The organism is Chryseobacterium oleae (assembly GCF_900115055.1).
Lineage (GTDB): Bacteria > Bacteroidota > Bacteroidia > Flavobacteriales > Weeksellaceae > Chryseobacterium > Chryseobacterium oleae.
Genome location: NZ_FOVD01000003.1, coordinates 322,175 through 348,496, shown reverse-complemented (window position 1 = coordinate 348,496; position 26,322 = coordinate 322,175). Strand labels below are relative to the sequence as shown.

Sequence of the window (26,322 nt, the reverse complement as noted above, 5' to 3'; positions counted from 1 at the left end):
GCTGGTTAATCTGTGAAGAATTCTCCAGATCTGAGGACCTAAAATGTTTTATTTAATAATTCTTTCCAATACCCAATCAATAAGGTTTTTCTCGGAAGCATGGTGATCTGCAGAGAATTCTCCACGTCTTCTGTTCGCAATAACATTATTCACGGTAATGGCTTTGTGGCCTAATAATTTTGAAAGGGCGTAGATCGCTGAGGTTTCCATTTCAAAGTTGGTTACGCCAAGATCATTCAATGTTTCTAAGAACTTATCGTCAAGTGCCTTTAAACGAAGCTGTCTCCCTTGTGGAGCATAAAATCCCGGGAAAGTAGCGGTATTACCGTGGTATTTGGCATCTTTGTAATATTCGCCCATTTCCTCTGCCCAATCTGAGAAATAAAGCATCGGCTTGATCTTTTCATACGGGAATTTCTCTATGAAATTTTTTGAAAATTCGTTCTCAAAGCTGTAATCCTGATAAAAATGCATCAATCCGTCCAGACCTACAACATTCTGGGTTACCAGCATATTATCTACCTGCACATCAGGGTTTACGCTTCCACACGTTCCCATACGGAAAAGTTCAAGAGCTTTGTGCTCAGTTTTGAATTCCTTGTTCTGAAGATCAATATTCACCAAAGCATCAAGCTCATTCATCACGATATCGATGTTTTCAGTTCCGATACCTGTAGACATTACCGTAATTCTTTCTCCACGCAATGTTCCGGTGTGGGTATAGAATTCTCTTTTATTTTTTTTGATCTCTACTTTGTCAAAATACTTTGAAACTTTTGCTACTCTGTCCGGATCTCCCACAAGGATGATCTTATCAGCAATATCTTCAGGCAAAAGATTTAAGTGGTATACACTTCCGTCATCATTCAGCACCAGCTCTGAGGCAGCAAGTTTGTTTAGCATAATTTATATTTTTTGTTTTTTAATTAATGAAAATCGCATCTTTGTAAGGAGATCCGGCAAGGTCATAGATCGTATCATATTCTTCTACGATTCTTTTCTGTCCCTGGAATATTTCATAAACCGTGATAATGGTTTTTTCAAAGTTTTTCGGATCTTTTCGCTGAGAGGTGATTTCGTAGAACTTATCTCCTTTTTTCATGACAGACACCATTTCTTCTTTAGTAGAATTGTTGGAGGTCATCATTCCCGGAAAATCCATCACAATGTCCTTAAGATCTGTGTAATTTTTATAAGGTTTTGTCACTCCGTTTGAATACACATAAACGTTAGGAACGGGTTTGTCCTCTTCCAAACGGATCAGATAATAGTCGTTCCCTTTCTTCTCTGCATAAACGGCCATTTCTTTGTTTTTCTTTTTCTGTGAAAAGGCAAGAACTGAAAGGAAACTCGCCGCAACAGCGAATAGTAATTTTGTTTTCATAATAATATTTTGTTTTAATCTGCTGAAATGATGTTAAAAAATCCTCACCCAATATCTTTCGTCATCATTTTTTAAACCCGGCTTGAAGAAGTCATCCGTTCTAAAGTATAATGAATTTGATTTCGGGGTTTAAAATTAATAAAAATATTTCTATAAGAAACTGCTGTTTGTAGATTTTTAGTCTTTTAGAATAGCTTTGTCAAATTTTAAATTAATCTGAATTCGGGATAAAATATTTTTTTAGATTTTAGACATCAGATTTCAGAATGGGAGATTTGATACTTTTTCCCGGAGATTTTAGCAGCTCATGACATTTCGGAATGTAAGTTTTGTTATTCAAATCAGGAACTGCTTGTACACATCCATATACTGGATTAATTTCAAAACGTGAGCTAGAAAAAGTGTTTTTTTACGCAAAGTTTGATTTTTATAATGTGAAATTTTAAGGCTGCAAAGGGAGAATCAATTTCATTGATTCGATGAAGGGATCTTCTTATCCATATAGCTTCATCAGCGACGCAGTCGAACTCTTTGCCTTCCTCAAAACTAAGCACTTTTTAAAATAATCTTTGCGTGAAAAAAAGCATGATATATTTTCACGCAAAGAAATGGATTCGATGAAGTGAATATTGTACACATATAACTTCATCAGCGAAGCAGCCGGACCTTTTGCTTCCCCGAAAATCTCCAACAGATTACGCTGATTACACAAATTTATTTCCTTATTATATTCATGCTATTTGTGAATTTATTAGTGAAATTTGTGTTTAAAAGCACTTCATTTTTTCAATCCTTGTGGTAAAACGTAAACATTTTTTAATCTGCCGTTAAACTTGCCATAACATCGGAACGGTACTTTTGCCGCTAAAAATTCATGAGATTGTATCCGCTGCTAGCTGTGATTGTGTTGATAGGTTTTGCTGTCATGTCTTTTAACCCGGTTGATAAGGGAGAAAAAAGTGAAAATACCTTTGTCAATAAAGGGCTGTCAGATTTTAAAAACAGGCTTGATCAGCTTAAATCAGATGTATACAAATTCTCTGATGACCAGATTTCTATTGAAGAGCTTCGGAATTCTTTAAGTGCTACAAGAAACTCATTTAAAGAAGTCGAGTTTTATATCGCTTATCATTATCCGGAATTTACAAAAACTCATCTTAATGCTGCTCCGCTTTTTCATATTGAAGCTGCAGGTACTTCAGCCTATACATTGCCACCGGAAGGACTTCAGGTGCTGGATGAACTGATCTTTTCCGATGAAGCCGGAGACGAAAAAGAAAAGATAAAAACCATTACAGATTTTCTGTACAACTCCTATTCCAGCTTTTATCTGAGCACCGTAAAGAATGGTTTAAGCCGTGGAAACAACAAAACATTACCGTTGAGGATTGAACTGATCAGAATTTATACCCTTGGAGTGACAGGTTTTGATACGCCCGGTTCCCTGAATATCTCTGAAGAAGCCAGCCATGCCCTCACTGGAATTAAAAAATACATCAACGACGATGCGTATTTTAAAAACTACAATGTTCAGAAAGCCAATCAGGTTCTTACCGAAGGAATTAGTTATTTGTCAGCGAACAAAGATTTTGAAACTTTTGACAGAATTGAATTTTATAAAAAATATATTCAGCCGCTTTATGAAGAATTTGGAAAATGGGACGGAAGAGCAGATGACCTCAAAGAATTTTCCGGATGGAATGTAAAGAGTAAAAACCTTTTCAGCAGCGATTTTCTGGATCCGTATTTTTATACATTGCTGCAGTCTTCTGAAGATAATGCAGACCTCCGCAGTTTAGGGAAATCTATTTTCTATGACCAGAATTTAAGTCAAAACGGTAAAATGAGCTGCGCTGCATGTCATTTGCAGGAAAATGCTTTTACAGATCTTAAAGCGAAATCACCAAGCAATGTAGAAGGAAAGACGGTATTAAGAAATTCTCCGTCTCTGTACAATGCTGTTTTTGCGAAAAGGTTTTTCTATGACCTTCGTGCATTTTACCTGGAGCAACAGGCGGAACACGTCATCTACAACGATGATGAATTCAATACGAGCTACGAAGACATTATTAAAAAGTTAAAAACAAAACCTGAGTACAAAAAAGCTTTTCGCTCAGCCTTTAAAGACGGTAAAATAAATAAAGAGAATTTTTCCAAAGCATTAAGTTCTTACGCTGCTTCTCTGCATTCTTTTGATAGTGACTTTGACCGTTTTATGAGAAATGAAAAAGACGTTTCAGATGATGTCAAAAAAGGCTACAACCTGTTTATGGGAAAAGCCAATTGTGCTACCTGTCACTTTGCACCGCATTTTTCAGGTCTTGTGCCTCCTTTCTTTAACGAAAATGAATCCGAAGTTTTAGGCGTAACCACAAAACCGATCAATCAGCTTCCTGTTGAACTGGATTCCGATCTGGGTAGAGGAAACAGCCCTGTAAAAAAAGAAAAATCATGGATCTATGATTATTCCTTCAAAACGGTTACCGTAAGAAATATCGCGCTTACAAAACCTTATTTTCATAATGGCGCTTTCAACACACTGGAAGAAGTAATGGATTTCTACAACGAAGGCGGAGGTGAAGGTCTCGGCTTAAAAATGAAAAACCAGACACTGCCACCAGATAAACTCAACCTTACAAAAACGGAGATTAAACAGGTCATCGCATTCCTGAATTCTCTGACGGATATTAGTAAAGCTAAGTGATGTTTGAGAGTTGGAGAGGTTGAGGGTTTGAGGGTTGGAGAGTGGGAGTGGGAGTGTCAGAGAGTTTGAAGGGTTCGAAGGTTTGTATAAATTATGCTGAAGATTATTTGACTTGAAGTATTGAATCTATGAAGCAGTTTATATCTGCCGTTAAAAACTTATCCATTATTGACATTCATACTCTTTATAACTAATCTACTCTAAAACCCTCAAACCCTCAAACTCTCAAACTAAAAAAGCGTTATTTAACAATTAATTAATCCCCTTAACATTAGGTTCCAGATTAATTAATATTCCCTGATCTATATTTAAAGTCCTATTAACAGAGGTTTCGCACCAAAAAAATAGTTTTGCAAGGTCTAATAAATCATAAGAAATGAAGAAAAAATTACTTACAATTGCGGCATTGGCTATGGTCTCCGGCTTTAGCGTACAGGCGCAGACGTTTTTATTCAATAAGAACTCTTCCTGGAGCTACAAAGATAACAACCAGGCTTTGGCAGATCCGTGGAAAGACCAGACTTTTGATGTGTCTTCATGGGCTACAGGAAACGGACCATTAGGATATGGAGATCCGGTAACCACTACCATCAGCTCAGGTCTTACAGCAGCTTATTTTGCTAAAGATTTCACAGTGGATTTAGCAACGCTTTCAGACAATATGGAACTGGGCGTGATGAGAGATGACGGAATCGTTGTATATCTGAATGGAGTAGAAGTAGTAAGAGACAATATGCCTGCAGGGACTATTGCTTTCAATACGCCTTCTGTTACAACTATAGATGGAGCAGCAGAGAGCGTTTATAACATTTTCTCTATTCCGAAATCTAAATTTATAAATGGAACTAACAGGATTTCCGTGGAACTTCACAACAGAACAGGAACCAGCTCAGATCTTAGAATTGATGCTTATCTAAAAACAACAGTTACTGTAACACCTCCTCCGGCATGTACAGGAACGCATATCAGCTGTTTTACTTCTATTGTTCCTACAGCGCAAACCAATAAACTGATCATTCCGGCAGAACATAAATACCAGCTTATCCTAAAAGAAGGTGATAATTATACTGAAGGAGGTGGAATGGTAGGCGGTCAGAATGACTTTACAGGTTATGTGGCCAAAACAGGAAGCAGCACCAACGGGTATCTTTCCGTCAACCACGAAACGAATCCTGGTGGAGTTACGATGGCTGAAATTAATTACAATGCCTCTACAAAACTTTGGCAGCTGACCAAATCAAGAGCGGTAAGTTTTTCAGATCCAAGTTTGGTTCAGACGATCAGAAACTGCTCAGGGGGAGTTACACCTTGGGGAACGATTGTTACGGCAGAAGAATCTGTGACTTCCAATGATGTAAATAGTGATGGTTACAAAGATTACGGATGGTTAGTAGAAATAGATCCGGCTACGGCTCAGGTTGTTTCCAAAAATACGGACGGATCCAAAGGGAAACTGTGGCAGATGGGAATTATGAACCACGAGAATGTTGTGGTAAATAATGCAGGAACTACAGCGTATTACGGAGAAGATGGCGGGACACATATGGTATATAAATACATCATGGATACGCCGAACAACCTTGCTTCAGGAAATCTTTATGTATTAAAATTGGACCAGGGATTAAGCGCATCAGGTGATCCGGTAGGAACTACAGCAACATGGATTCAGGTTCCGAATAAAATAAAAGCAGACCAGAATAATACGACAGCTCTTGCCCAGTCATTAGGAGGAACAAGATTTAACGGAGTAGAAGATGTAGACATCAGCCCATTGGATGGGAAAATTTACTTTACCGCTAAAGGTCTGGATAAAGTATACCGTCTTCAGGATAACGGAACTACGGCTTCTCAGGTGGAAACTTTTGTAGGTGGTGCCTCTACAGCTTATTCTTTCAATACACCACAGGGAATGAAAACTGAAGCTTGGGGCGACGGAAATGACAACCTTACATTTGATGAGCTTGGAAACCTTTGGGTTCTTCAGGATGGTGGAAAAAATTACATCTGGGTGATTGCTCCGGATCATACGCAGGCTAATCCTAAAGTGAGACTGTTCGCTTCAATGCCTGCAGGATCTGAACCAACAGGACTGACATTTACTCCTGATCACAAATTTGGTTTCTTCTCAATCCAGCATCCGGATTCTACAATTTCTACAGATATCGATGCTACAGGAAACACAATTGACTACAGAGGAAAATCTGCTACGATTGTTGTTGCTTTAAAACAAAACTTAGGAACGGCAGGATCATTGGGAACAGTTGATACTCATAATGCAGAAACTACCGTTGAGGTAGCTCCGAATCCTACTTCAGGAATGGTTAAGATCAATTCACCAAAAGGATTGAAAGACATTTCAGTAACAGCCTACAGCTTGGATGGAAAAATCGTTTATACGAAGAAGTTCAGTGGAGTTAACAGATCACTAGATCTGGACTTTACCCATCAGCTTGAGGGATCCCGTATTCTGGTTCTGAACATCGAAGCAGAAGGAGGTTTCCAAAAGACTGTGAAACTAGTAAAAAAGTAAATTATTAATACTCATTTCGGGCGGCGGCGGAGCCGCCGCCCGAAATTTATCTCTATGAAAAAGCTTGTTCTATTGATTTCCGTACTCTCACTCTGTCTTGCTAAGGCACAGATCGATCCCGTAAAATATCCTACGTTTACAAATATCGACGAGGCTTTGAGCAGTAAAAAGACTGTTTACAGTATGAGTTTCCGGGAAAAAGGATTGTTTAACCTTCCTCCGCAGATCTCGAAACTGAACTCCCTGTTCTTTCTGAATATCATGGGAAATAAGCTGGAGAAAATGGATCAGGAGATCTTTGCTTTGAGTGAACTGGAAATTTTAAATGTGAATGAAAACAGCATCAAATACATTCCTGATGAAATAGGAAACCTGAAAAAGCTGAATACATTCTCTATGAATCTCAACAGCCTGACAAGCATTAATCCTAATATTGCAAAGCTTCAAAACTTAAAAGCAGTGCATTTTGATGCCAATAACCTCAATGTTTTTCCCGAGGCATTGATGGAAATTCCTGCTTTGGAAGAAATTAACCTTCAGGGAAACCAGATCAGCAGCATCGCTGACCGTTTATACAGAATTAAAAATCTGAAATTTCTGAATTTATCCGAAAACCAGATTAATGACCTGGGAAATTTGTCTTTTCCTAAACATTTAAAATACCTGGAGCTGCAGCAGAATGCTATTGTAAAGCTACCGGAAAACCTTTTCAAGGCTAAGAATCTTGAATTTTTGAATGCAAGTGACAATCATATCACAGAATTATCTCCCGGAATAAAGGGACTGAAAAATATAACCAGTATGAATCTGGCCCATAACAATCTGAAAGACATTCCTGTAGAAATAGCCAGGCTAAAAAAGCTTAAAACCCTCATTCTTACAGGAAATCCTATAGAAAAAGCAAAGATCGAACGGTTAAAAAACCTGATGCCGGAAACTCAGATCTATTTCTAGATCTATCCGCCGACTCTTTTGGTTTTATATCCCATTTCTTTAAGGATATCCATGATCTTATCACGATTATCGCCCTGAATAATGATCGTTCCGTCTTTCTCTGAACCGCCTATTCCCAAGGTGGTTTTTATTTTTTTTGAGATTTTCTTTAAATCTTCCTCACTGCCTTCCCAACCTTCAACAATCGTTACAGGCTTACCGTTTCTGCCTTTCTTCTCAAATTTACACACCAAAGGTTCATGCTGCTTAAATTCTTCTTTAGGCATTTCAAAATCCTTCTCCTCATGCTCAGGAAAAAGGTTCTTTAACTGATCTCGTAAATCCATAAAGCAAAATTAAATGTTTAAATACAAATATCACAAATAATTTTTCACAAATAGCAACAGTCATTCACATCAACAATCTCATCATCCGTGAAAATCCACAAAATTAGGGGTTAAAAAAATAAAAACAATACTTAGCTCCGGCATTACAAATAATTTCCACAAATAACCATAATCATTCACATCAAATAAAGCGCATTCCTCTGTGAAAATCTGCGTAATCTGTGGTTAAAAAATAAAACTTAGTTAAAATGTTACAAATAATTTCCGCAAATAACCACAATCATTCAAACCAAATAAAATTTAAAAATCTGCCCCATCAGCGAAATCCGCGCGAGATCAAAAAAGCAAATTATTCGTAGATTCTTTACTAATAATATCTACCATTTTTACCAGAATGTTTTTAAAATAACCCTCTCAAATTCTTCCATTCATCGGAAATTAGGTAAATTTGTGTAACAAAAAGTTATACGAAATGTCAAAAAAAGCAATATTAGCAATCCTTGACGGATGGGGACTGGGAACAAATCCAGAGGTTTCTGCCTTAGACAAAGCAAACACTCCATTTATAGACAGCTGTTATCAAAAATATCCACATACCACACTTGAAGCCAGCGGTCTGGCGGTAGGACTTCCAGCAGGACAGATGGGGAACTCTGAAGTAGGGCACATGAATTTGGGCGCAGGAAGAGTGGTTTATCAGAATCTTGTAAAACTGAATATGGCCGTAGAAAACGGAACGCTGGGACAGCAGCAGATTATTCAGGATGCCTTTGAATACGCTAAAAGAGAAAATAAAAAACTCCACTTCATCGGATTGGTTTCCAATGGAGGGGTACACTCACATATCAATCACCTGAAAGGTTTATTAACGGCTGCTCAGGAATTCGGACTGCATGAAAATGTTTTCGTCCATGCATTTACAGACGGAAGAGACTGTGATCCGCATTCAGGGCTTGGCTTTATAGAAGAGCTTCAGGATCATATGGCAACCACAGTAGGTAAACTGGCAACCGTGATCGGAAGATACTACGCTATGGACCGTGATAAGAGATGGGAGCGTGTAAAACTGGCTTATGATGCCATGGTAGACGGAATTGGAGTTCAGACTACAGATGCTTTGGCTGCCATTAAATCTTCTTACGATAATAATGTGACCGATGAGTTTTTAAAACCTATTATCCTTGTTCACACTACAGAAACAGGAAACATCGTTCCGGTAGCTAAAATTATTGATGGCGATGTGGTGATCTGTTTCAATTTCCGTACAGACAGGGGTCGTGAGATCACAGAAGTTCTTACTCAGAAAGATTTCCCGGACTTCTTTATGCGTAAACTGAACCTTCATTATATTACGTTAACCAATTATGATAAAACCTACCAAAACGTACAGGTGGTATTTGATGAAGAAGTATTGAAGGAAACGATGGGAGAAATCCTTGAAAGAAACGGTAAAACGCAGATCAGAATTGCAGAAACGGAAAAATATCCTCACGTAACTTTCTTCTTCTCCGGAGGTAGAGAGGAAGAGTTCAACGGCGAAAGAAGGCTTCTTTGCCCGAGCCCGAAAGATGTTCCTACCTACGATCTTAAGCCGGAAATGTCTGCCTATGACATTACAAATATTATTGTACCCGAGCTTGAAAACGGAACGGCAGATTTTGTATGTCTGAATTTTGCCAATACCGATATGGTAGGACACACCGGAGTTTTTGAAGCCGCTGTAAAAGCTGCAGAAACTGTAGATAAATGCATTGAAAAAGTAGCAACAGCCGCTTATGAGAACGGATATGCCGTATTTATTCTGGCAGATCACGGAAATTCAGATGTGATGATCAACGCGGATGGAACACCAAACACTCAGCATTCAACGAACCTGGTGCCATTTATTGTAATGGATAAAGAGCATACCTGGAATCTGAAACCCGGAAAACTGGGGGATGTAGCTCCAACTATTTTAAAAGTAATGGGCGTGGAAATTCCGGAAATAATGACAGGTGATATTTTAGTTAGCTAAAAATTCAATAATAATGTCCCAAAAATGCCGTTATTATATAGATGGCGGCATTTTTGTATGATTTATGTCAGTCATGGTATGGGTTGCATATGTTATTATGCGGCAAATAATAAATAAATCATATCTTTGTAAATTAAAATCCATATAGTAAAATGTATCAAAAGCTTGTCAGAAAAGAAGTAATGGGAATATTGGAAAAGGAGGTGGGTTCTTTTCTCGATAAATTTTTAACGCCAATCGAGAAAATCTGGCAGCCTTCCGATTATCTTCCGGATCCGTCAAGCGCTGATTTTAAATATGATCTGGAAGAAATTCAGACGTATGCCCGTGAAATGCCTTATGATCTTTTTGTAACGTTGATCGGAGACTGTATCACTGAGGAAGCATTGCCTTCTTATGAGTCATGGTTGATGGGTGTAGACGGAATAGATCAGGAGAAAAATGAAATCGGCTGGGCCAACTGGATCAGAGCATGGACCGGTGAAGAAAACAGACATGGTGACCTTTTAAGCAAATATCTTTATTTGTGTGGAAGAGTCAATATGAGAGAACTGGAAGTAACCACTCAATATTTAATTAATGACGGTTTCGATTTGGGAACAAGCATGGACCCTTACAGAAACTTTGTTTATACAAGTTTTCAGGAAACGGCAACCAATATCTCTCACAGAAGAGTAGGAACGTTGGCGAAGCAGTCTGGAAACGGAAAACTGGCGAAAATGTGTGGGGTAATTGCCGCAGACGAAGCCAGACACGCTAAAGCTTACAAGCATTTCGTGGCAAGAATTTTAGAAATAGATCCTTCCGAAATGATCCTTGCCTTTGAAGATATGATGCGTAAAAAGATCGTAATGCCTGCTCACATGATGAGACAGTCCGGTCAGAAAGCGGGTGAGCTTTGGGGACATTTCTCAGATGCAGCGCAGAGATGTATGGTGTATACAGGAAATGACTACATCAATATCCTATCAGACCTTCTGGATGAATGGAAGATTGAACATGTAAAAGGACTTACTGAAAAAGCTGAAAAAGCACAGGAATATCTGATGAAACTTCCAGGAAGACTTCAGAAAATTACAGACAGAATTTCAACTCCGGATCTTCAGTTCCAATTTAAATGGGTGAAAAGCTAATTCCGGATTATCATTAAATTATAAAACTTAAGAGTGCCATCGTTTTCGGCACTCTTTTTATTTCTTATCTTTGCAAAGCTAAAAAAGGTACAAAATGTTAAATAATAAAAAAATTGCTGTTGATTTTGATGGTACCATCGTGGATGACGCATATCCGGCAATTGGAAAAACAAAAACTTTCGCTTTCGAAACCTTAAAAAGACTTCAGGCAGAAGGATACAGACTGATCCTTTGGACATACAGACACGGAAAAACTTTAGATGAAGCCGTGGAATTCTGTAAAAAAAATGGAATTGAGTTTTATGCAGTGAACTCAAGCTTTGAAGGTGAAGTTTTTGATTCTGAGAATCAATCCAGAAAATTAGATGCAGACTGGTTCATCGATGACAGAAATTTAGGAGGATTTCCAGGCTGGGGTGAAATTTACAATATTATCCAGGACAGAATAGAATTCCGTGTAGAAGGAAAAGAAGTGCTGGCTTATTCAAAACTTAAAAAAGAAAAGAAAAAAGGACTTTTCTGGTAATAATTTAAAATAGAAGTTAGAAGCTAGAGATTAGAAATTAGTTTTTTAATGCGGCTTCTTCGTTTAAAACTTTATCAGAAAACTGTAGATGTTCAGAAAGCTATCATTTAATCATACTTTAAAATATACATTAAGCTGTAGTCTAACTTCTGACATCTAATATCTAACATCTATAAAAATGATTCAATTAAAAACAATAGAGGAATTACGCCTCATGAAGGAGAGTGCGCATTTGGTGTCAAAAACGCTAGGAATGCTTGCTAAAGAAATAAAACCGGGAATCAATACTTTGTATCTTGATAAGCTGGCTCATGATTTTATCAAAGATCACGGAGCTGAACCTGCTTTCTTAGGATATGGCGGTTTCCCGAATTCTTTGTGTATTTCTCCCAATGATCAGGTAGTTCACGGTTTTCCCAATAACGATATTATCCAGGAAGGAGATGTTCTTTCCGTAGACTGTGGGGTTATCCTCAATGGTTTCGTAGGAGATCATGCCTATACCTTTGAGATCGGGGAGGTGAAACCTGAGGTTAAAAAATTATTGCAGGTCACCAAAGAATCTCTTTACAAAGGAATCGCGCAGTGTATGAGAGGAAAAAGGATAGGAGATATCTCCCATGCGATTCAGTCACACTGTGAAAAAGAAGGCTACGGTGTTGTGAAAGAACTTGTAGGACACGGTCTTGGAAGAAAGATGCACGAAGATCCGCAGGTTCCGAATTACGGAAGACAAGGAAGCGGAAAAGTGATCAAAGACGGTCTTGCCATTGCGATCGAACCCATGGTGAACCTTGGAACAGAAAAAGTGAAATTCCATAACGACGGCTGGACAGTAACCACTCTTGATAATCTGCCTTCTGCGCATTTTGAGCATGATGTAGCGGTGATCAATGGTAAGCCGGTACTGCTTTCCACATTCAAATATGTTTACGAAGCTCTAGGAATCGTAAGTGATGAAGAGAAGCCATTCCAATTGGATTTTTAATGAAAAAAGTAACCAAACTTTTATTGAATAAAATACCCCGTCCGATGCTTATTAAAATGAGCATCTGGGCGAGACCTCTTATTTATCAGTTTTTCAAAGGGGATAATTTTTTTGACCCTATCGATGGAAAATCCTACCGGAAATTCCTTCCGTACGGTTATGGAAAACAGCGTGAAAATGCTTTATCTCCGGGAACCCTGAGTTTGGAGAGACACCGCCAGATGTGGCTGTATCTTCAAAATGATACTGATTTTTTTATTAAGAATGCAAAGGTTCTGCATATCGCTCCCGAGCAGGAATTTCTGAGGAAATTTAAGATGATGAAAAATCTGGATTATATTTCTGCAGATCTTTATTCACCTATTGTAGACGTGAAAGCGGATATCCTTGATTTACCGTTTGCTGATGAAAGCTTTGATGTTGTTTTCTGCAACCATGTCTTGGAACATATAGAAGATGATGCTAAAGCCATAAGTGAGCTTTACAGAGTGATGAGGCCCGGAGGCTGGGGTATTTTCCAGGTTCCGATGAGGAATTCTCTGGAGAAAACCTATGAAGATTTCTCGATCAAAGATCCCAAAGAACGTCAGAAACATTTCGGCCAGTACGACCACGTCCGCTGGTATGGAATGGATTATTTTGACCGGTTGAGGAAAGCAGGTTTTGAAACCGAACCGAACTTCTATTCACAGAATTTTTCAGAAGAAGAAATTAAAAAATATGGGTTGAGACACAACGAGATCTTACCTGTAGTTTTCAAGAAATAAAACAAAACCGTCTTCAGATTCGAAGACGGTTTTGTTTTGCCGTTAAATTTTTTGTATCAGTGGATCGTAGCTGCATAGCTATGGCTCGGGAATAAGATTTATTTTTTCTATCATTCTAAAAACAGACTGTTTGGTCTTGTCAATTTATTTAAATTTGATCTTCAGGTGATAAAAAAAAGTAAAATGAACAATAGAAATCCTTTACATTCTGTTTGTATTGATATATTGTACAGATAAAAAAACATTTGAAGTTTAATAGTCTGCCTCAAAATGAAGAGAGATTATTCTGTGTTTAACACAAAGGATTAATTTTTAAAGCATCAATATGAAAAAAAATGCCATTTTGAAAATAGTATTCCTTGTTTTCCTATCCGTATATCTGAATACTCATGCACAGAACTTTCTTTGGCACAGCGAAGACATCAGCCGGAACGAAGAAGAACTTACAGAGACATTTAGAAAATATCAAAAAAAACCGTCGAAGGAGAAACTGAAATCTGCATTTTTAACGGAATTTAAAGAGCGTACAGCTTTTCACCAGTCGGTCATTGATGCGATACAGGAAGAACCGGATGATAAAAAAGACTGGCTGAACTGGATCAATAGAATTCTCTCTCTACAGTACATTTACGATACGGCTTCACCCATGCTGACTCAAAATAATATTCCCCATAAACAGTTCACTGCCGCTTTAGATAGTGTGAGGACTGTAGCTGTAAAAAACCTTTATGCTAAAGGAATTAAGGCTCTTGATAATCCATCCGCACTGAATCATTATTCGGACGCGTATTGGGCATTTACTGCGGTACAGCAGCTTCAGCCCGGATACGAAAAAACAGAAGACTTTTTGAAAGGCCTGAAGGTGGAAGCCAACAAAAAAGCGTATTTGAAACCTTTGGAAATGAGTAATCAGGTGAATTACATCACGCTATCTTTATCTGGTTCTTCTTCTATGGATGAATATGTGAGAGAAAAAATAACAAAAGATATTAATGAAAAAGTGGTTGGTTTTAAAATAGAAAACCAAGGTAGTTCATTACCGGATTATGAAATCTCTCTGAAATGGAAAAATATTAATTTAGATAATACTCCAGGTTTTAAGAATACATACGAAAGAACCGCAAAAGTAAATAATAATATTGTAAAAGCCTCAGTGACTGATAATACACAAAATTTCAGTATTACATCTTCTTTTGAAATAATAATCACAGACAGGGCAAACGGGAAAACTATAGACTCAAGGGTTTTTAACGCTGAGGATTATGAAGATTATGTTACGGTTACTTTTACGGGTAATCAGGCAGCTCTTACTTCTGATGATCTCCAAAGAATCAATGCGTCAAAATTTGCCAATTCTGCAAACTTTAACAGGGATTTTATCAATTTATTTTATGACCGTAAACTGCATCCGCTCATCTGTGGATTGATCAGTAAAACATTAGGTTGGTAAATTTGACCCTTAAAATATTCAGTATAAAAGATGTTCTAAAAACAATATCCCCGTCTTCAGATTCGAAGACGGGGATATTTAATATAGATAGAAGTCGTTAAGTCGATTTTAGTGAGAAACAGATTTCAATCCTACTACAGAACCAATTAAGGTCATGATAAAAAATACTCTCCAAAAGCTTACGGGATCTTTAAAGAAGAAAATTCCCATCAGGGCTGTTCCTACCGCACCTATTCCCGTCCAAACCGCATAAGCTGTTCCGATAGGGAGTGTTTGCGTAGCTTTGATCAGCAATACCATACTGATCGTCATGGTTACCAGAAATCCGGCGTACCAGTAATACATCTCAGATCCGGAGCTTTCTTTGGCTTTTCCCAGACATGACGCGAAGGCCACCTCAAATATTCCGGCGATGATTAAAATAATCCAATTCATTTTTTTTGATTTTCTCTCCTGCAAATTTCTGCATTTGAAAGGAGAAAAGATTTTACATTTGTTAAAAAATGAACTCGGTCTCAATCCTTAACCGATAATCCGAACCACATAACCCCGAAACTTATTTAATCTCCGCACGAATTCTACTCAAACTTACCTGCGTAATTCCAAGATAAGAAGCAATATGACCCAGCTGAACTCTTTTTAAAAGATCCGTTTTGTGGGTCATCAGATCTTTATAGCGCTCCAGGGATGTTTTAAACTGTCTTGAAATGATCAGTTCTTCCGTTTTCACAAGTTCTTTTTCTGCAAATTTTCTTCCCCAGTTGGCAATATGAATATCTTCGTTGAATAGTTTTCTCAGGCTTTCCGTTTCCAGAATATACAGGTCGCAGTCTTCGAGAAGTTCAATGCTTTCATATCCCGGTTTATCTTCCACATAACTTTTCATGGAGACGATGGTTTCCCCCTCACTCCCGAACCAGAACGTAATGTCATTGTCGGCAGTGGAAGCGTAGGCCCGCACAATCCCTTTCCTGATAAAATAGATATGAGGAATGATCTTATCCGCTTCCATAAGACAGAAAGATTTGGGATGTGATACTTCTGTGATATGCTTTTTCAGAGAGGCTTTGGAGGCTTCCGGAAGTACATCAATGCGGTCAAGGATCTGGTCTATATCCATAAAGTGAATTATAAGGTCAAAAGTATTGGTTTTAGGAGATGCAATACAACTGAATTGTAATCAATTTCTAAATTAATGAGATAAATATAGGAATGAATCCTCCAAATTAATAGCATCCGAGGATTTTTTAATGAGATTGAGCTTTTTTCTTTTTTAAAAACCGACTTATACCGTGAAGACCAGTTTTGTTTTTACTAACTTTGCAGTTCGTAATATTATTTATATGCATAAAGCTGGATTTGTAAACATAGTCGGAAAGCCTAATGCCGGAAAATCTACCTTATTAAATCAGTTAATGGGAGAGAAACTGGCGATAGTAACGCAGAAGGCTCAGACAACCCGCCACAGAATTTTTGGAATTTATAATGAAGAGGACCTGCAAATCGTATTTTCAGATACTCCCGGAGTTTTAGACGCGAAGTACGGTCTTCAGGAGAAAATGATGGATTTTGTAAAGGATTCTTTACAGGATGCCGATGTATTTTTATTCATTGTAGACGTCACTGACAAAGCTGAACCTTCAGAATTTTTAATTGATAAACTGAACAAGATCCCGGTTCCGGTATTGCTTCTGCTGAATAAAGTAGATCAGACCAACCAGGAAGGACTTGAAAAACTGGTAGAAGAATGGCACAACAGGATTCCAAAAGCTGAGATCCTTCCTATTTCTGCCCTGAATGCCTTCAATACGGATATCATTCTGCCAAAATTAAGATCTCTTCTTCCGGAAAACCCTCCTTATTATGACAAGGAACAGTACACCGATAAGCCTGAAAGATTTTTCGTAAATGAAGCGATTCGTGAAAAAATTCTTTTAAACTATGAGAAAGAAATTCCTTATTCTGTAGAGGTAGTGACCGAGCAGTTTAAAGAAAAAGAAGGAATTATTTTCATCGATTCTATAATTTATGTGGAAAGAGATACCCAAAAAGGAATTATCATCGGACACAAAGGAGAAGCCATCAAAAAAGTAGGGACTGAAGCCAGGCTGGATCTGGAAAAATTCTTTTCTAAGAAAATACATTTGAATCTTTTTGTGAAAGTAAAAAAAGACTGGCGTAAAAACGACAGGGATTTGAAAAATTTCGGGTACAGATAAACTAAAAACGCTTGTGATTCCGTTCTATTAAAAGATTTTTATTACCTTTAGTCTAAATTTTTAGTAAATGAACTATTTCAAGTCAAATTCCAGCTCAGTACCTAAAGATATTATTTTATTCGTTGTGAGGGTATTCGTAGGTTTTGCTATGCTTTCTCATGGTTTTCCTAAGCTTCAGATGCTTCTGGAAGGCGGTAAAATAGAATTTTATGACTTTCTAGGATTAGGTCCTTTGGTGACTCTGGTTCTTACGGTTATTGCTGAATTTGCCTGTTCAATACTCCTTATTTTAGGACTTTTTACAAGAATTTCTTTAGGGTTTCTGATCTTTACAATGGTTATAGCTGCTTTTATGGTTCATGGAGCAGATCCGTTTGAGAAAAGAGAAATGAGTCTTATTTATCTGTCCGTTTATCTTCTCCTGATGGCGTTTGGTGCCGGAAAAGTATCGGTGGATCATATGATAGAAAAAAGAAAAAGGGCTTCAGACTGGTAAAACAGTCTTGACAATATAAAAAAGAGCATTAGACAACTAATGCTCTTTTTGTTTTTATTAAGGTTTGCACGGCAGTGAAGACCATACACAGGTCCATTTAATGGTTCCGTTTTCGTCTTCTCCCGCTACACATGGTTTATATCCGGTAGGGCAGGCTGGTGCTTGTCCACCAATGATTGTTTTTAAATCTCCTTTAGATAATTTCTTTAAATTTTTCATAGTAAATATTTTGATTATTTGATGCTGCTAATATAAAATTATTTAATTATATCACAAGGGTGTGTGTTAAAATTAACAGTTTTAGTTATATTCCAAAAATCACTACATTCGTAGAAAATGAATTTATATGAAGATAAAACTGACTATTTGCCTTCTGGCATTTCTCAATTTCTATGATGCACAGGAGAGTATTACTTATCAAAAACCTTCTGCCGAGATTCTGAAATTAGCAGACTACGAAAGACCCCCAAGCGTTCTGATGAACAGCAAAAAAGACTGGGTGGTTTTCACGTACCGTCCAACTTATAAAACACTGGAAGATCTTAACCAGCAGGAAATGAAACTTGCGGGTTTAAGGATCAATCCGGTTACCAATATTTCAAGCAGTGCTACCTACTCGAATAATCTGAAGATCAGAAAGATCAATGATAAAAACGAAGTTCAGGTAAGCAACCTACCTGCCAATGCTAAAATTACGTACACTTCATTTTCGCCGGACGAAAAGAAGCTGGCCTTTACCAATACAACTGCAAAAGGAGTAGAACTTTGGGTAGTAGATATGGAAACAGCTTCTGCTAAAAAAATCACATCTGATAATCTGAATGCCAATTTAGGATCACCTTACGTTTGGTACAATGATTCTCAGAGTATCCTGATCAGAACGCTTCCCCAGAACAGACCAGCACTGATCGATGCCAGCAAAGACCTTCCTACAGGGCCTATTGTGTCTACAGCAGATGGTAAAGTGTCTCAAAACAGAACGTATCAGGATCTGTTAAAAAATCCTCAGGATGAAAAAAACTTTGAGGTTCTTACAGCTTCTGAAATTTATAACGTAGATCTTAGTGGAAACCTTAAAAAAGTAAAAGATCAGGATATGTATTCCGGTTTAAGCTTTTCTCCTGACGGAAATTACCTAATGACGACGGTCATCAAAAAGCCCTTCTCCTATATTGTTCCGTTAAGCAGGTTCCCGATGACAGCTACCGTTTATGATATGAAAGGGAACGCGGTAAAAGTAGTAAACGATGTTCCTTTGAATGAAATCATGCCGAAAGGATTTTCATCCGTAAGAGAAGGAAAAAGAAGCATGGGCTGGAGAAGTGATGTTCCGGCAACCTTACTATATGCTCAGGCATTGGATGGAGGTGACCAGTCTAAATCTGCAGAATACAGAGATGAGATCTTTACGTGGGAAGCACCGTTTGCGGCCGCTCCAAAATCATTCTTTAAGACAAAACAGAGATATGAAGGCGTAAGCTGGACCAATGATCATTATGCCGTAGTTTCTGAAGGCTGGTATGATACAAGGAATACAAAATCTTACCTGGTGGATCTTAATAACGGCGAATCCAAAATTTTTGATGACAGAAATTATCAGGATGTTTACAGCGATCCGGGGAATTTTAATACTACGAAAAACCAGTATGGAAGGTATGTTATTGATATGAAAGGAGGGAAGACCTACCTGATCGGGGACGGATTTACCAAAGACGGACAACATCCTTTCATTGATGAAATGGATGTGAAATCACTTAAAAAGAAAAGACTATATACTTCTAACGTAAAGAATGGTAAAGAAGAAATCATCGATATTCTTAATGCATCTAAAGGTGAGATCTTAACGACTCAACAGTCTCCAAGCCTTTATCCGAACTACTTTAAAAAGAATATTAAATCCAATAAAGCAGAAGCGGTAACCCAATTTGCGAACCCTTTTGAAAGCATTAAAGATGTTTACAAAGAAGTGATTACCTACAAAAGAAATGATGGTGTTACTTTAACGGGAACCCTTTATCTGCCTGCCAATTATGACAGAAAATCTAAGAAAGAAAAGCTTCCATTACTGATCTGGGCTTATCCTACTGAATATAAAGATAAAAATACAGCAGGTCAGAATACCCAGAATCCGAACGACTTTACGTTCCCATACTACGGATCTTTCGTATACTGGACTACGAAAGGTTATGCAGTACTGGATGACGCTGCATTTCCTATCATCGGGGAAGGAAAAACAGAGCCGAATGACACCTTCATTCCACAGCTGGTAGCTAACGCTGAAGCGGCGATCAATGCAGTGGATCAATTGGGATATATCGACAAGAAAAAAGTGGCTGTTGGTGGGCATTCTTACGGTGCTTTTATGACAGCTAACTTATTGACTCATTCCAAGCTTTTTGCCTGTGGTATTGCAAGAAGTGGAGCCTACAACAGGACGTTGACTCCATTTGGGTTTCAGAGCGAGCAGAGAAATTACTGGGATATTCCGGAGATCTATAACACGATGTCTCCGTTCATGAATGCAGATAAAATGAAAACACCAATGCTTTTGGTTCATGGTGATGCTGACAATAATCCGGGAACTTTCACTCTACAGACGGAAAGATATTTCCAGGCTTTGAAAAACCTGGGAGCTCCTGTGAAAATGGTTCTTTTACCGAAGGAAGCCCACGGTTATGTGGCTAAAGAAAATATTCTACACCTTTTATGGGAACAGGATCAGTTCCTTGAAAAGTGCCTGAAGAAATAAAATAATTTTAGAGAAAGCCCGTTCATGATTGGAACGGGCTTTTTAATTTCTTTTCTATAATAACCATGATGAAAATAACCTCTCTACTATTTTTGATCCCTGCTTTTGGTTTTGGACAATTATCTCCTGAAATCAACAAATTGTATGACGAATTATCAAAGAGTAAACGTGTTGAATCTGCTGCTATTGGGTATGGAGGATCTGAAAGCGAAGTCTATAAATTGTTTGCAGAGATTGATAAAAAAGCCTCTGATCAAGAAGTGGAATATATTGCTTTTAATGGAAATTCTGTAGCTAAAGCGTATGGTTCATATGCTGTTTTTAATAGAAAGCTTAAGACATTAAGTAAGCTGTTTGATTCTTATCTTAAAAATAATGAACCCATTACTATTATTCAAGGTTGTGTAGGATCGAGCTCACACTTAGCGGATGAACTTTACAAGATGGTCTTTTGGGAAAAAGATAATATAAAAGCTACAGAGGTTTACAGGAAGCATAAAGCCAGTATTAAAACTAAACATGAGCTTTTAAATTTCATTCAGCTATTTGGTACTAAGGAATCAAAATGGACAATACAGGAAATTGATTCGGTTTTACTAAAATTTGATCGGATTGTTCTGGATAATCCATCTTCCTCCCAGAATTTAGTAGAGCAGATTACTGAGTCCTATTTTTTTATAAAAAGAAAACATCCGGAATATCATGATAAACTGGCTTACTTCGAGAAAAAGTATAGTTCTGAAAAGATAAAGAAATACTTGAAGTTTAGTGGTAAATAGTTTAAAACTGAACAAAAAAACCGTCAATTGCTAACGGTTTTTTGTTTATTTTTTATAAGTATTTCAGCACTTCATCAATACTTTTCAGCTCCATAAAATGCTCATGTTCTAAATGATGCTCATGTTGCTCATGGCTCCATGTCACATGATAAGGAATATGTGCCGCAAAACCTCCGATTTCCAGTACAGGCAGAATATCTGATTTGATAGAATTTCCAAGCATCAGGAAGTGTTCAGGTTGACAGTCCAGATGCTTCAACAGCTTTTGATAATCACTTTCCTTCTTGTCACTCATAATTTCAATATGGTGAAAATATTCCTGCAGTCCGGAATTTTTAAGCTTGCGTTCCTGATCCAGCAGATCTCCTTTTGTAGCTACTACCAGCCTGTATTTTCCTTTTAATGCGTCTAATGTTTCGGTGACACCATCCAGCAATTCTATAGGTTTCTGAAGAAGTTCCTGTCCGATTTCTATAGTTCTGTTGATCAACTGCATCGATGCGGTACCACCGGAAACCCTGCTCACCGTTTCAATCATACAGAGCATAAAACCTTTGACTCCGTAACCATACAGATGAAGGTTCTCCATTTCCGTTTTAAATAATTCCTGAGATACAGAGTGCTGTGGCAGATAATCTTCGAGCAGCACACAGAATTCCTTTTCCGCTTCCTGAAAATAAGGTTCATTGATCCAAAGGGTGTCATCTGCGTCAAAGGCGATGGTTGTTATGTGATTATTCATTTTACTTTTGTATTTTTCTCCCGACAAAATTCAGTATAAAAATTCAATTAGAAAAGGACATTTGTCCCCGGATAAGATATGCTAAGGACCAACCAGTTGTTTTTAAACTATGTAAAAGATCTTTACGAAAAGCAGGAACGTAAAGAAGACATCATCATAAGATCTTTTTCCAAAGGGGAAAGGATATTGACCCAGAGTGAAAACCCGTCTAAAATAATGCTCATCAAAGAAGGTATTACGAAATGTTTTTTAGTTGAAGACAACGACAAAGAATATATTGTTGAATTCCTGGGAAAAGGAGAGATCATCGGCGAAATAGAACAGATCCGTAATATTCCCTGCCTCTGCAGCATTGAAGCAGTAACCGAAGTAACCGTTTATGCTATCTCTATATCATATTTCAAATCTTTAATCAGAAGCGATCTTTCCCTGAACAATCTCCTCCTTGATGTTTTTGCTGAACGAATTGTGAATACTTCCAAAAGAGCTTCATACCAACAATTATATGCAGCTGAACATACTTTAGCACAACTTCTTGAATTACAGAAACAGGAGGGAATTGAGATTTCAAAGGAAGATATGGCGGCTTACCTGGGAATTACGGTGAGAAGTCTGAACAGGACGCTGAAGAATTTGGGTCAATAGGATCAGGAAGATGGAGGATTGAAGAGGGAAGTTATTAAATGTGAAAAGATAGCTGGTATGTTTTCATGGAGAGACCATTTGGACTGTTTTTTACCGTAAAGATCTTGAGCCTTGTCAAGGTTCAAAACCTTGACAAGGCTATCTAAAAGCCGAACAGTAACTTCCACCCTCCCTCTTCCAGCTTCCATCCCAATAATGATTGCAATTATTGATTGAATCTCTATACTTAAAAGTTTTTTACTTCTTATTTTTGCACGAAATAAAACCGGAATCTACAAAAATGCAAGACTTACAATTCAGAAATGCTGATCTGAAAGATTTAGAAAAGATAGTTGAGATCTACAATTCTACCATTCCTTCAAGACTGGTGACTGCCGATACGGAAAATGTGTCTGTAGAAAGCAGAAAAGAATGGTTTGAAGAACATAATCCTGAAACAAGACCGCTCTGGATTATTGAAAATGATCATGAAACAGTTGGATGGGTAAGTTTTTCTTCATTTTATGGAAGACCTGCATACAATGGAACGGTTGAAATGAGTATCTATCTGGACGAATCATGCAGAGGAAAAGGCTTTGGAAAGAAAGTGATGGAATACTGCGTGGACCGGGCACCCGGCTTAGGAATTAAAACGCTTCTCGGATTTATCTTTTCTCATAACGAAGCCAGTTTAAAACTCTTCAGACATTTTGGGTTTGAAGAATGGGGAATGTTTCCTGATGTAGCGGTTCTGGACGGAATAGAAAGGAGTTTGACGATTTTAGGGAAAAGGGTTGGGGAACTTTAATACGATGAAAAAATTATTTACGATTGTATCCATTGTATTTTTTATGGCTAAAGGAAACGCCCAAACAGAAAATATCAACAGCGGAAAATATCACCCTGCAAAAGAACATTTTGAGACTCAATATAAGAAACAGGAATATCCCAAATATTCAAGATTTCAGATTAAACTGGAAAAAGATAGAGTAGTTATTGATGTGGTCAAGGTTATCGAGTTCTCAAAATATTTGGATGAAAAATTTAAGTTGATTTTTGAAAATGGACTGTTAGATCCAATGAGAATTAATGGAAATCCTGTTTTAAAAATTGCAAGCATGGACGAGCTACCTCTATTAAGTACAAATTCTCAAACCAAGAGATTTAAATTTTGGATTTTTCCTCAAAATAACAATGCCAAAAAATATAGTGTAGAATATGTTCTTAGAGGTAGGGTGAATCCTGATGAATACTATTTTGAACTTCAAAATGAAAATGCAGATGAAAATACAAGTTTTAAAGAATTTGTAAAAGGAGCAAAGCTAACTTATCTGGCGTATGGCGGAATCATTATTTAAAAGCTGAATTCGGCGAAGTCGAAGACTTCGCCGAATTCAATTTATTATTTCGTTTTAAAAGAAGGCTCCTTATCCTTTTCAATGTAAATATAGCGGCTTTTGATCCCGTTCTGAAGCATTGCTCTTTTGCTGTTGAGCTCTTCAATGGTTTCTATACTTTCGTTCTTAAAAGAGGTTTTCTGACCGTTTTTTATACTTTCTGCTAACGTCCTTGTTGGGTTTTCGTAAAACTCTTCGATGTACTTGTTGAATTTCTCGTTAGAAATAGGAAGAGCCGGTTTACCGTAATGGGTTTCTACGAATTCTTTAGTATCATATTCGGTGTCCAGCTTTTTATTGCTGATCAGTTTATAGATGAAATTTTTATCTGTGTCTTCCAGAATAAAGATGAGACCTGGAAGTCCTCTGAATTTATACGGACCTTCTTTAATATTCACTTCATTGCAAAACCATGCATTCCATGTTCTTCCTCCGAAATCAGTAGTCGCTTTCTGAAGCTTATAGCCGTTGTATTGCTGGGTTTCCTGAAGCAGTTTCCAGTTCATTTCATCATTGGTATTCACTACGAAATACTCGAAGAAGTCTCTGTACCATTTGTTTTTAAATGAATTGGGTGCCCTTTCAATAACCTGATCGGTTTTTGTACTGTATCTCGAAACAGCGGTATTTGCCTTTTTATTGATGGAATCATAGTCTGCAAATTTTTTATCATAAAACTTGACAGATTTCGGGCTGATATCAAGATTCATGAGATTGTGTCTGTAATCTTCGGAACCATCTTTCCGGTACTGAAGTTCATAAATAAATCTGTTGGTTTGTGAGTGATAGAATGAACCTGCATACAAAGCGAGCAGGCATATAATTTTTTTCATGATTTTTATTGATTCTGTTTAATTGAGGGACCAAAAATAAAAAAAGCTGCGCGAAGTCGAAGACTTCGCGCAGCTTTTTTAGCAATTTTTTTATGATGTTAGGACTCCGAATTGGGAATAGAGTAGTTATTCAACTTCAGAAGCAATTACAGCCCGGTTTTAATAGGATGTTAATTGTTCATCAATGTTCACCAGACTATCAGGAATAAAAAAGCCCAATAGAAACTTCTATCCTCCCTCTTCCAGCTTCCAACTCATTAATTCTGCTTAATTCTCTTCGCAGACATATTGAGAAATCGTTTCACCAGGAAAACCGCAGAAACAGTAAGTCCCAATCCTAAAGCGATCCACATTCCGAAAGCACCCATTTTTAAAGTGACACACAGGAAATATCCTAAAGGAATCGTAATCACCCAGTACGCGATAAAAGTATAGATCGATGGAATCTTTACATCCTGGAGACCTCTCAGCATCCCTAAAGCCGTTACCTGAATTCCGTCTGAAAGCTGGAATAAGGCTGCGATAATCATGAGTTTTGAAGCCAGCATAATCACTTCAACTTCTTCTTTTTTAGTAAAGAAAGTCGGAAGGATATTTCTTCCCAGAACAAAGAACAATCCGCAGATACACATGAAAATAAAAGATATCTTCAAGTTGTTGATCCCTACTTTTCTTAATTCAACGAAATTCTGCTCACCAAGCTTTCTTCCGATCATGACTGTTGAAGCCACACTAAATCCTACACAGAGGTTAAAGGTGAATGAAGCCATACTCAAGGCAATCTGGTGAGAGGCAATATCGTGAGCTGAAATCAGTCCACAGATGAAAGCAGCACCTGCAAAAGCTGTTACTTCAAAGAACATCTGTAAAGCAGTAGGCAGACCCAGTTTCACCATTTTATCGAACATATTTTTAGAGAATACCTGGATTTTTAAAGAAAAGTCTTTAATATATCTTCTTGTTTTTTTCTCTTTCACCAATACAACATACAGGAAGACTACCATGAATATTCTGGAAATCAATGTTGCTAAAGCCGAACCTTTTACCCCCATCTCTGGGAAGATCCAGATTCCTTTGATCAAAACATAGTTCAGGACAATATTGATGACATTGGCAATGATCGTAGCCTTGGTTACGCCTATGGTATAGGAAAGTCCTTCAGAAACTTCACGAAGCGTCTGAAATGCCATAAACGGGATCATACTGATCGCCATAATGCCCAGGAAATCTACCGTATTGGGAATAATCTTCGCCGGCTGCCCGGAATGATAGAGTAGTGGCATCCCTAAAAGTAAGACTGCCATTAAAATAATTCCCACAGACATATTGATTACAAATCCGTGACTGAATACAGAATTAATAGTTCCGTGGTCCTGCTTGGAATGTGCTTCAGAAACCAGCGGAGGAATAGCAAATGAAAATCCCAGTGCCAATACAAACACCGAGAAAAACACAGCATTTCCCAATGAAACGGAAGCAAGGGCATCTGCACCTAAAAGTTTTCCGACAATAATATTGTCGAACAAATTCACCGAGACTTGCCCCACCTGCGTAAGCATTACAGGTAGAGCCAGAGTCAGGCATTCTTTCGTATAGTTTTTGTTTAAAAAGCTCATAATATTTTATGATTCATATATAGTTTAATATTTAAAAATAGGCCAAAAAAAAATTTGCAGTAAGGCTACTGCAAATTGTTATAATATATTT

The 26,322-nt window shown here is 37.6% G+C and carries 25 protein-coding genes; 16 read left to right on the top strand and 9 right to left on the bottom strand.

Annotated features, from left to right (window positions below):
* Window positions 1–48: 48 nt before the first annotated feature.
* Both BM143_RS12240 and BM143_RS12235 read right to left on the bottom strand, forming a co-directional pair.
* Complete coding sequence (locus BM143_RS12240) at window positions 49–903, bottom strand: nucleoside phosphorylase (RefSeq protein WP_090024735.1); 855 nt, start codon at window positions 901–903, stop codon at window positions 49–51.
* 19 nt (window positions 904–922) lie between these two features.
* Window positions 923–1,384, bottom strand: coding sequence for a hypothetical protein (locus BM143_RS12235; RefSeq protein ID WP_090024734.1), 462 nt, complete (start codon window positions 1,382–1,384; stop codon window positions 923–925).
* 874 nt (window positions 1,385–2,258) lie between these two features.
* Between BM143_RS12235 and BM143_RS12230 the strand changes: the two genes are divergently transcribed.
* From BM143_RS12230 to BM143_RS12220, 3 genes are all read left to right on the top strand, one after another.
* Window positions 2,259–4,088 carry a cytochrome-c peroxidase gene (locus BM143_RS12230; protein WP_090024733.1) on the top strand — a complete coding sequence of 610 codons (1,830 nt, stop codon included), beginning with the start codon at window positions 2,259–2,261 and terminating at the stop codon, window positions 4,086–4,088.
* A gap of 376 nt (window positions 4,089–4,464) precedes the next feature.
* On the top strand, window positions 4,465–6,618 hold the full coding sequence (locus BM143_RS12225) for an alkaline phosphatase PhoX (protein WP_090024732.1): 2,154 nt from the start codon (window positions 4,465–4,467) through the stop codon (window positions 6,616–6,618).
* A gap of 54 nt (window positions 6,619–6,672) precedes the next feature.
* A complete protein-coding gene (locus tag BM143_RS12220; RefSeq protein WP_090024731.1) occupies window positions 6,673–7,572 on the top strand; it encodes a leucine-rich repeat domain-containing protein in 900 nt (299 codons plus the stop codon).
* 2 nt (window positions 7,573–7,574) lie between these two features.
* On the opposite strand, the gene BM143_RS12215 is transcribed toward BM143_RS12220, so the two are convergent.
* Window positions 7,575–7,898: a translation initiation factor gene (locus tag BM143_RS12215; protein WP_034727641.1), complete on the bottom strand. Its 324-nt coding sequence runs from the start codon at window positions 7,896–7,898 to the stop codon at window positions 7,575–7,577.
* Window positions 7,899–8,370: 472 nt separating this feature from the next.
* Between BM143_RS12215 and gpmI the strand changes: the two genes are divergently transcribed.
* The 6 genes from gpmI (at window position 8,371) to BM143_RS12185 (ending at window position 14,776) form a co-directional block, all read left to right on the top strand.
* Window positions 8,371–9,912: a 2,3-bisphosphoglycerate-independent phosphoglycerate mutase gene (gpmI, locus tag BM143_RS12210; protein ID WP_090024730.1), complete on the top strand. Its 1,542-nt coding sequence runs from the start codon at window positions 8,371–8,373 to the stop codon at window positions 9,910–9,912.
* A 152-nt stretch (window positions 9,913–10,064) separates the two neighbouring features.
* Window positions 10,065–11,045: an acyl-ACP desaturase gene (locus BM143_RS12205; protein ID WP_090024729.1), complete on the top strand. Its 981-nt coding sequence runs from the start codon at window positions 10,065–10,067 to the stop codon at window positions 11,043–11,045.
* 94 nt (window positions 11,046–11,139) lie between these two features.
* The gene (locus tag BM143_RS12200; protein ID WP_090024728.1) at window positions 11,140–11,571 is read left to right on the top strand and encodes a BT0820 family HAD-type phosphatase; all 432 of its coding nucleotides are present in this window, start codon (window positions 11,140–11,142) and stop codon (window positions 11,569–11,571) included.
* 178 nt (window positions 11,572–11,749) lie between these two features.
* Window positions 11,750–12,559 carry a type I methionyl aminopeptidase gene (gene map / locus BM143_RS12195; protein ID WP_034727651.1) on the top strand — a complete coding sequence of 270 codons (810 nt, stop codon included), beginning with the start codon at window positions 11,750–11,752 and terminating at the stop codon, window positions 12,557–12,559.
* Window positions 12,559–13,326, top strand: coding sequence for a class I SAM-dependent methyltransferase (locus BM143_RS12190; RefSeq protein WP_090024727.1), 768 nt, complete (start codon window positions 12,559–12,561; stop codon window positions 13,324–13,326). The genes map and BM143_RS12190 overlap by 1 nt, the downstream gene beginning before the upstream one ends.
* A gap of 343 nt (window positions 13,327–13,669) precedes the next feature.
* A complete protein-coding gene (locus BM143_RS12185) occupies window positions 13,670–14,776 on the top strand; it encodes a hypothetical protein (RefSeq protein WP_139222033.1) in 1,107 nt (368 codons plus the stop codon).
* 108 nt (window positions 14,777–14,884) lie between these two features.
* Here the strand turns inward: BM143_RS12185 and BM143_RS12180 are convergent, their stop codons facing one another.
* Window positions 14,885–15,211, bottom strand: a complete 327-nt coding sequence (locus tag BM143_RS12180) for a DMT family transporter (protein ID WP_034727656.1) — start codon at window positions 15,209–15,211, stop codon at window positions 14,885–14,887.
* A gap of 121 nt (window positions 15,212–15,332) precedes the next feature.
* Window positions 15,333–15,896: a Crp/Fnr family transcriptional regulator gene (locus BM143_RS12175; protein WP_034727659.1), complete on the bottom strand. Its 564-nt coding sequence runs from the start codon at window positions 15,894–15,896 to the stop codon at window positions 15,333–15,335.
* Window positions 15,897–16,119: 223 nt separating this feature from the next.
* Here BM143_RS12175 and era point away from each other — a divergent pair, with 223 nt between their 5' ends.
* Together era and BM143_RS12165 are read left to right on the top strand one after the other, a co-directional pair.
* Window positions 16,120–16,995: a GTPase Era gene (gene era, locus BM143_RS12170; protein WP_034727661.1), complete on the top strand. Its 876-nt coding sequence runs from the start codon at window positions 16,120–16,122 to the stop codon at window positions 16,993–16,995.
* A gap of 67 nt (window positions 16,996–17,062) precedes the next feature.
* Window positions 17,063–17,491 (top strand): DoxX family protein, encoded by a 429-nt coding sequence (locus BM143_RS12165; protein ID WP_090024725.1) that lies wholly within the window; start codon window positions 17,063–17,065, stop codon window positions 17,489–17,491.
* A 57-nt stretch (window positions 17,492–17,548) separates the two neighbouring features.
* Here BM143_RS12165 and BM143_RS24000 read toward each other — a convergent pair whose 3' ends face one another.
* Window positions 17,549–17,710 carry a bacteriocin-like protein gene (locus tag BM143_RS24000; RefSeq protein ID WP_167375282.1) on the bottom strand — a complete coding sequence of 54 codons (162 nt, stop codon included), beginning with the start codon at window positions 17,708–17,710 and terminating at the stop codon, window positions 17,549–17,551.
* A gap of 127 nt (window positions 17,711–17,837) precedes the next feature.
* Between BM143_RS24000 and BM143_RS12160 the strand changes: the two genes are divergently transcribed.
* Both BM143_RS12160 and BM143_RS12155 read left to right on the top strand, forming a co-directional pair.
* On the top strand, window positions 17,838–20,240 hold the full coding sequence (locus tag BM143_RS12160; protein ID WP_090024724.1) for an alpha/beta hydrolase family protein: 2,403 nt from the start codon (window positions 17,838–17,840) through the stop codon (window positions 20,238–20,240).
* A 65-nt stretch (window positions 20,241–20,305) separates the two neighbouring features.
* Window positions 20,306–21,019 carry a hypothetical protein gene (locus BM143_RS12155; protein WP_090024723.1) on the top strand — a complete coding sequence of 238 codons (714 nt, stop codon included), beginning with the start codon at window positions 20,306–20,308 and terminating at the stop codon, window positions 21,017–21,019.
* Between the two features lie 52 nt (window positions 21,020–21,071).
* Here BM143_RS12155 and BM143_RS12150 read toward each other — a convergent pair whose 3' ends face one another.
* Complete coding sequence (locus tag BM143_RS12150) at window positions 21,072–21,761, bottom strand: HAD family hydrolase (protein ID WP_090024722.1); 690 nt, start codon at window positions 21,759–21,761, stop codon at window positions 21,072–21,074.
* Between the two features lie 78 nt (window positions 21,762–21,839).
* Between BM143_RS12150 and BM143_RS12145 the strand changes: the two genes are divergently transcribed.
* From BM143_RS12145 to BM143_RS12130, 3 genes are all read left to right on the top strand, one after another.
* A complete protein-coding gene (locus BM143_RS12145; protein WP_090024721.1) occupies window positions 21,840–22,406 on the top strand; it encodes a Crp/Fnr family transcriptional regulator in 567 nt (188 codons plus the stop codon).
* A gap of 280 nt (window positions 22,407–22,686) precedes the next feature.
* Window positions 22,687–23,193 (top strand): GNAT family N-acetyltransferase, encoded by a 507-nt coding sequence (locus BM143_RS12135; RefSeq protein ID WP_090024719.1) that lies wholly within the window; start codon window positions 22,687–22,689, stop codon window positions 23,191–23,193.
* 4 nt (window positions 23,194–23,197) lie between these two features.
* Window positions 23,198–23,743: a hypothetical protein gene (locus tag BM143_RS12130; RefSeq protein ID WP_090024718.1), complete on the top strand. Its 546-nt coding sequence runs from the start codon at window positions 23,198–23,200 to the stop codon at window positions 23,741–23,743.
* A 44-nt stretch (window positions 23,744–23,787) separates the two neighbouring features.
* Here the strand turns inward: BM143_RS12130 and BM143_RS12125 are convergent, their stop codons facing one another.
* Window positions 23,788–24,615 carry a GLPGLI family protein gene (locus tag BM143_RS12125; protein ID WP_090024717.1) on the bottom strand — a complete coding sequence of 276 codons (828 nt, stop codon included), beginning with the start codon at window positions 24,613–24,615 and terminating at the stop codon, window positions 23,788–23,790.
* A gap of 257 nt (window positions 24,616–24,872) precedes the next feature.
* On the bottom strand, window positions 24,873–26,231 hold the full coding sequence (locus BM143_RS12120) for an MATE family efflux transporter (protein WP_090024716.1): 1,359 nt from the start codon (window positions 26,229–26,231) through the stop codon (window positions 24,873–24,875).
* Window positions 26,232–26,322: the final 91 nt, after the last annotated feature.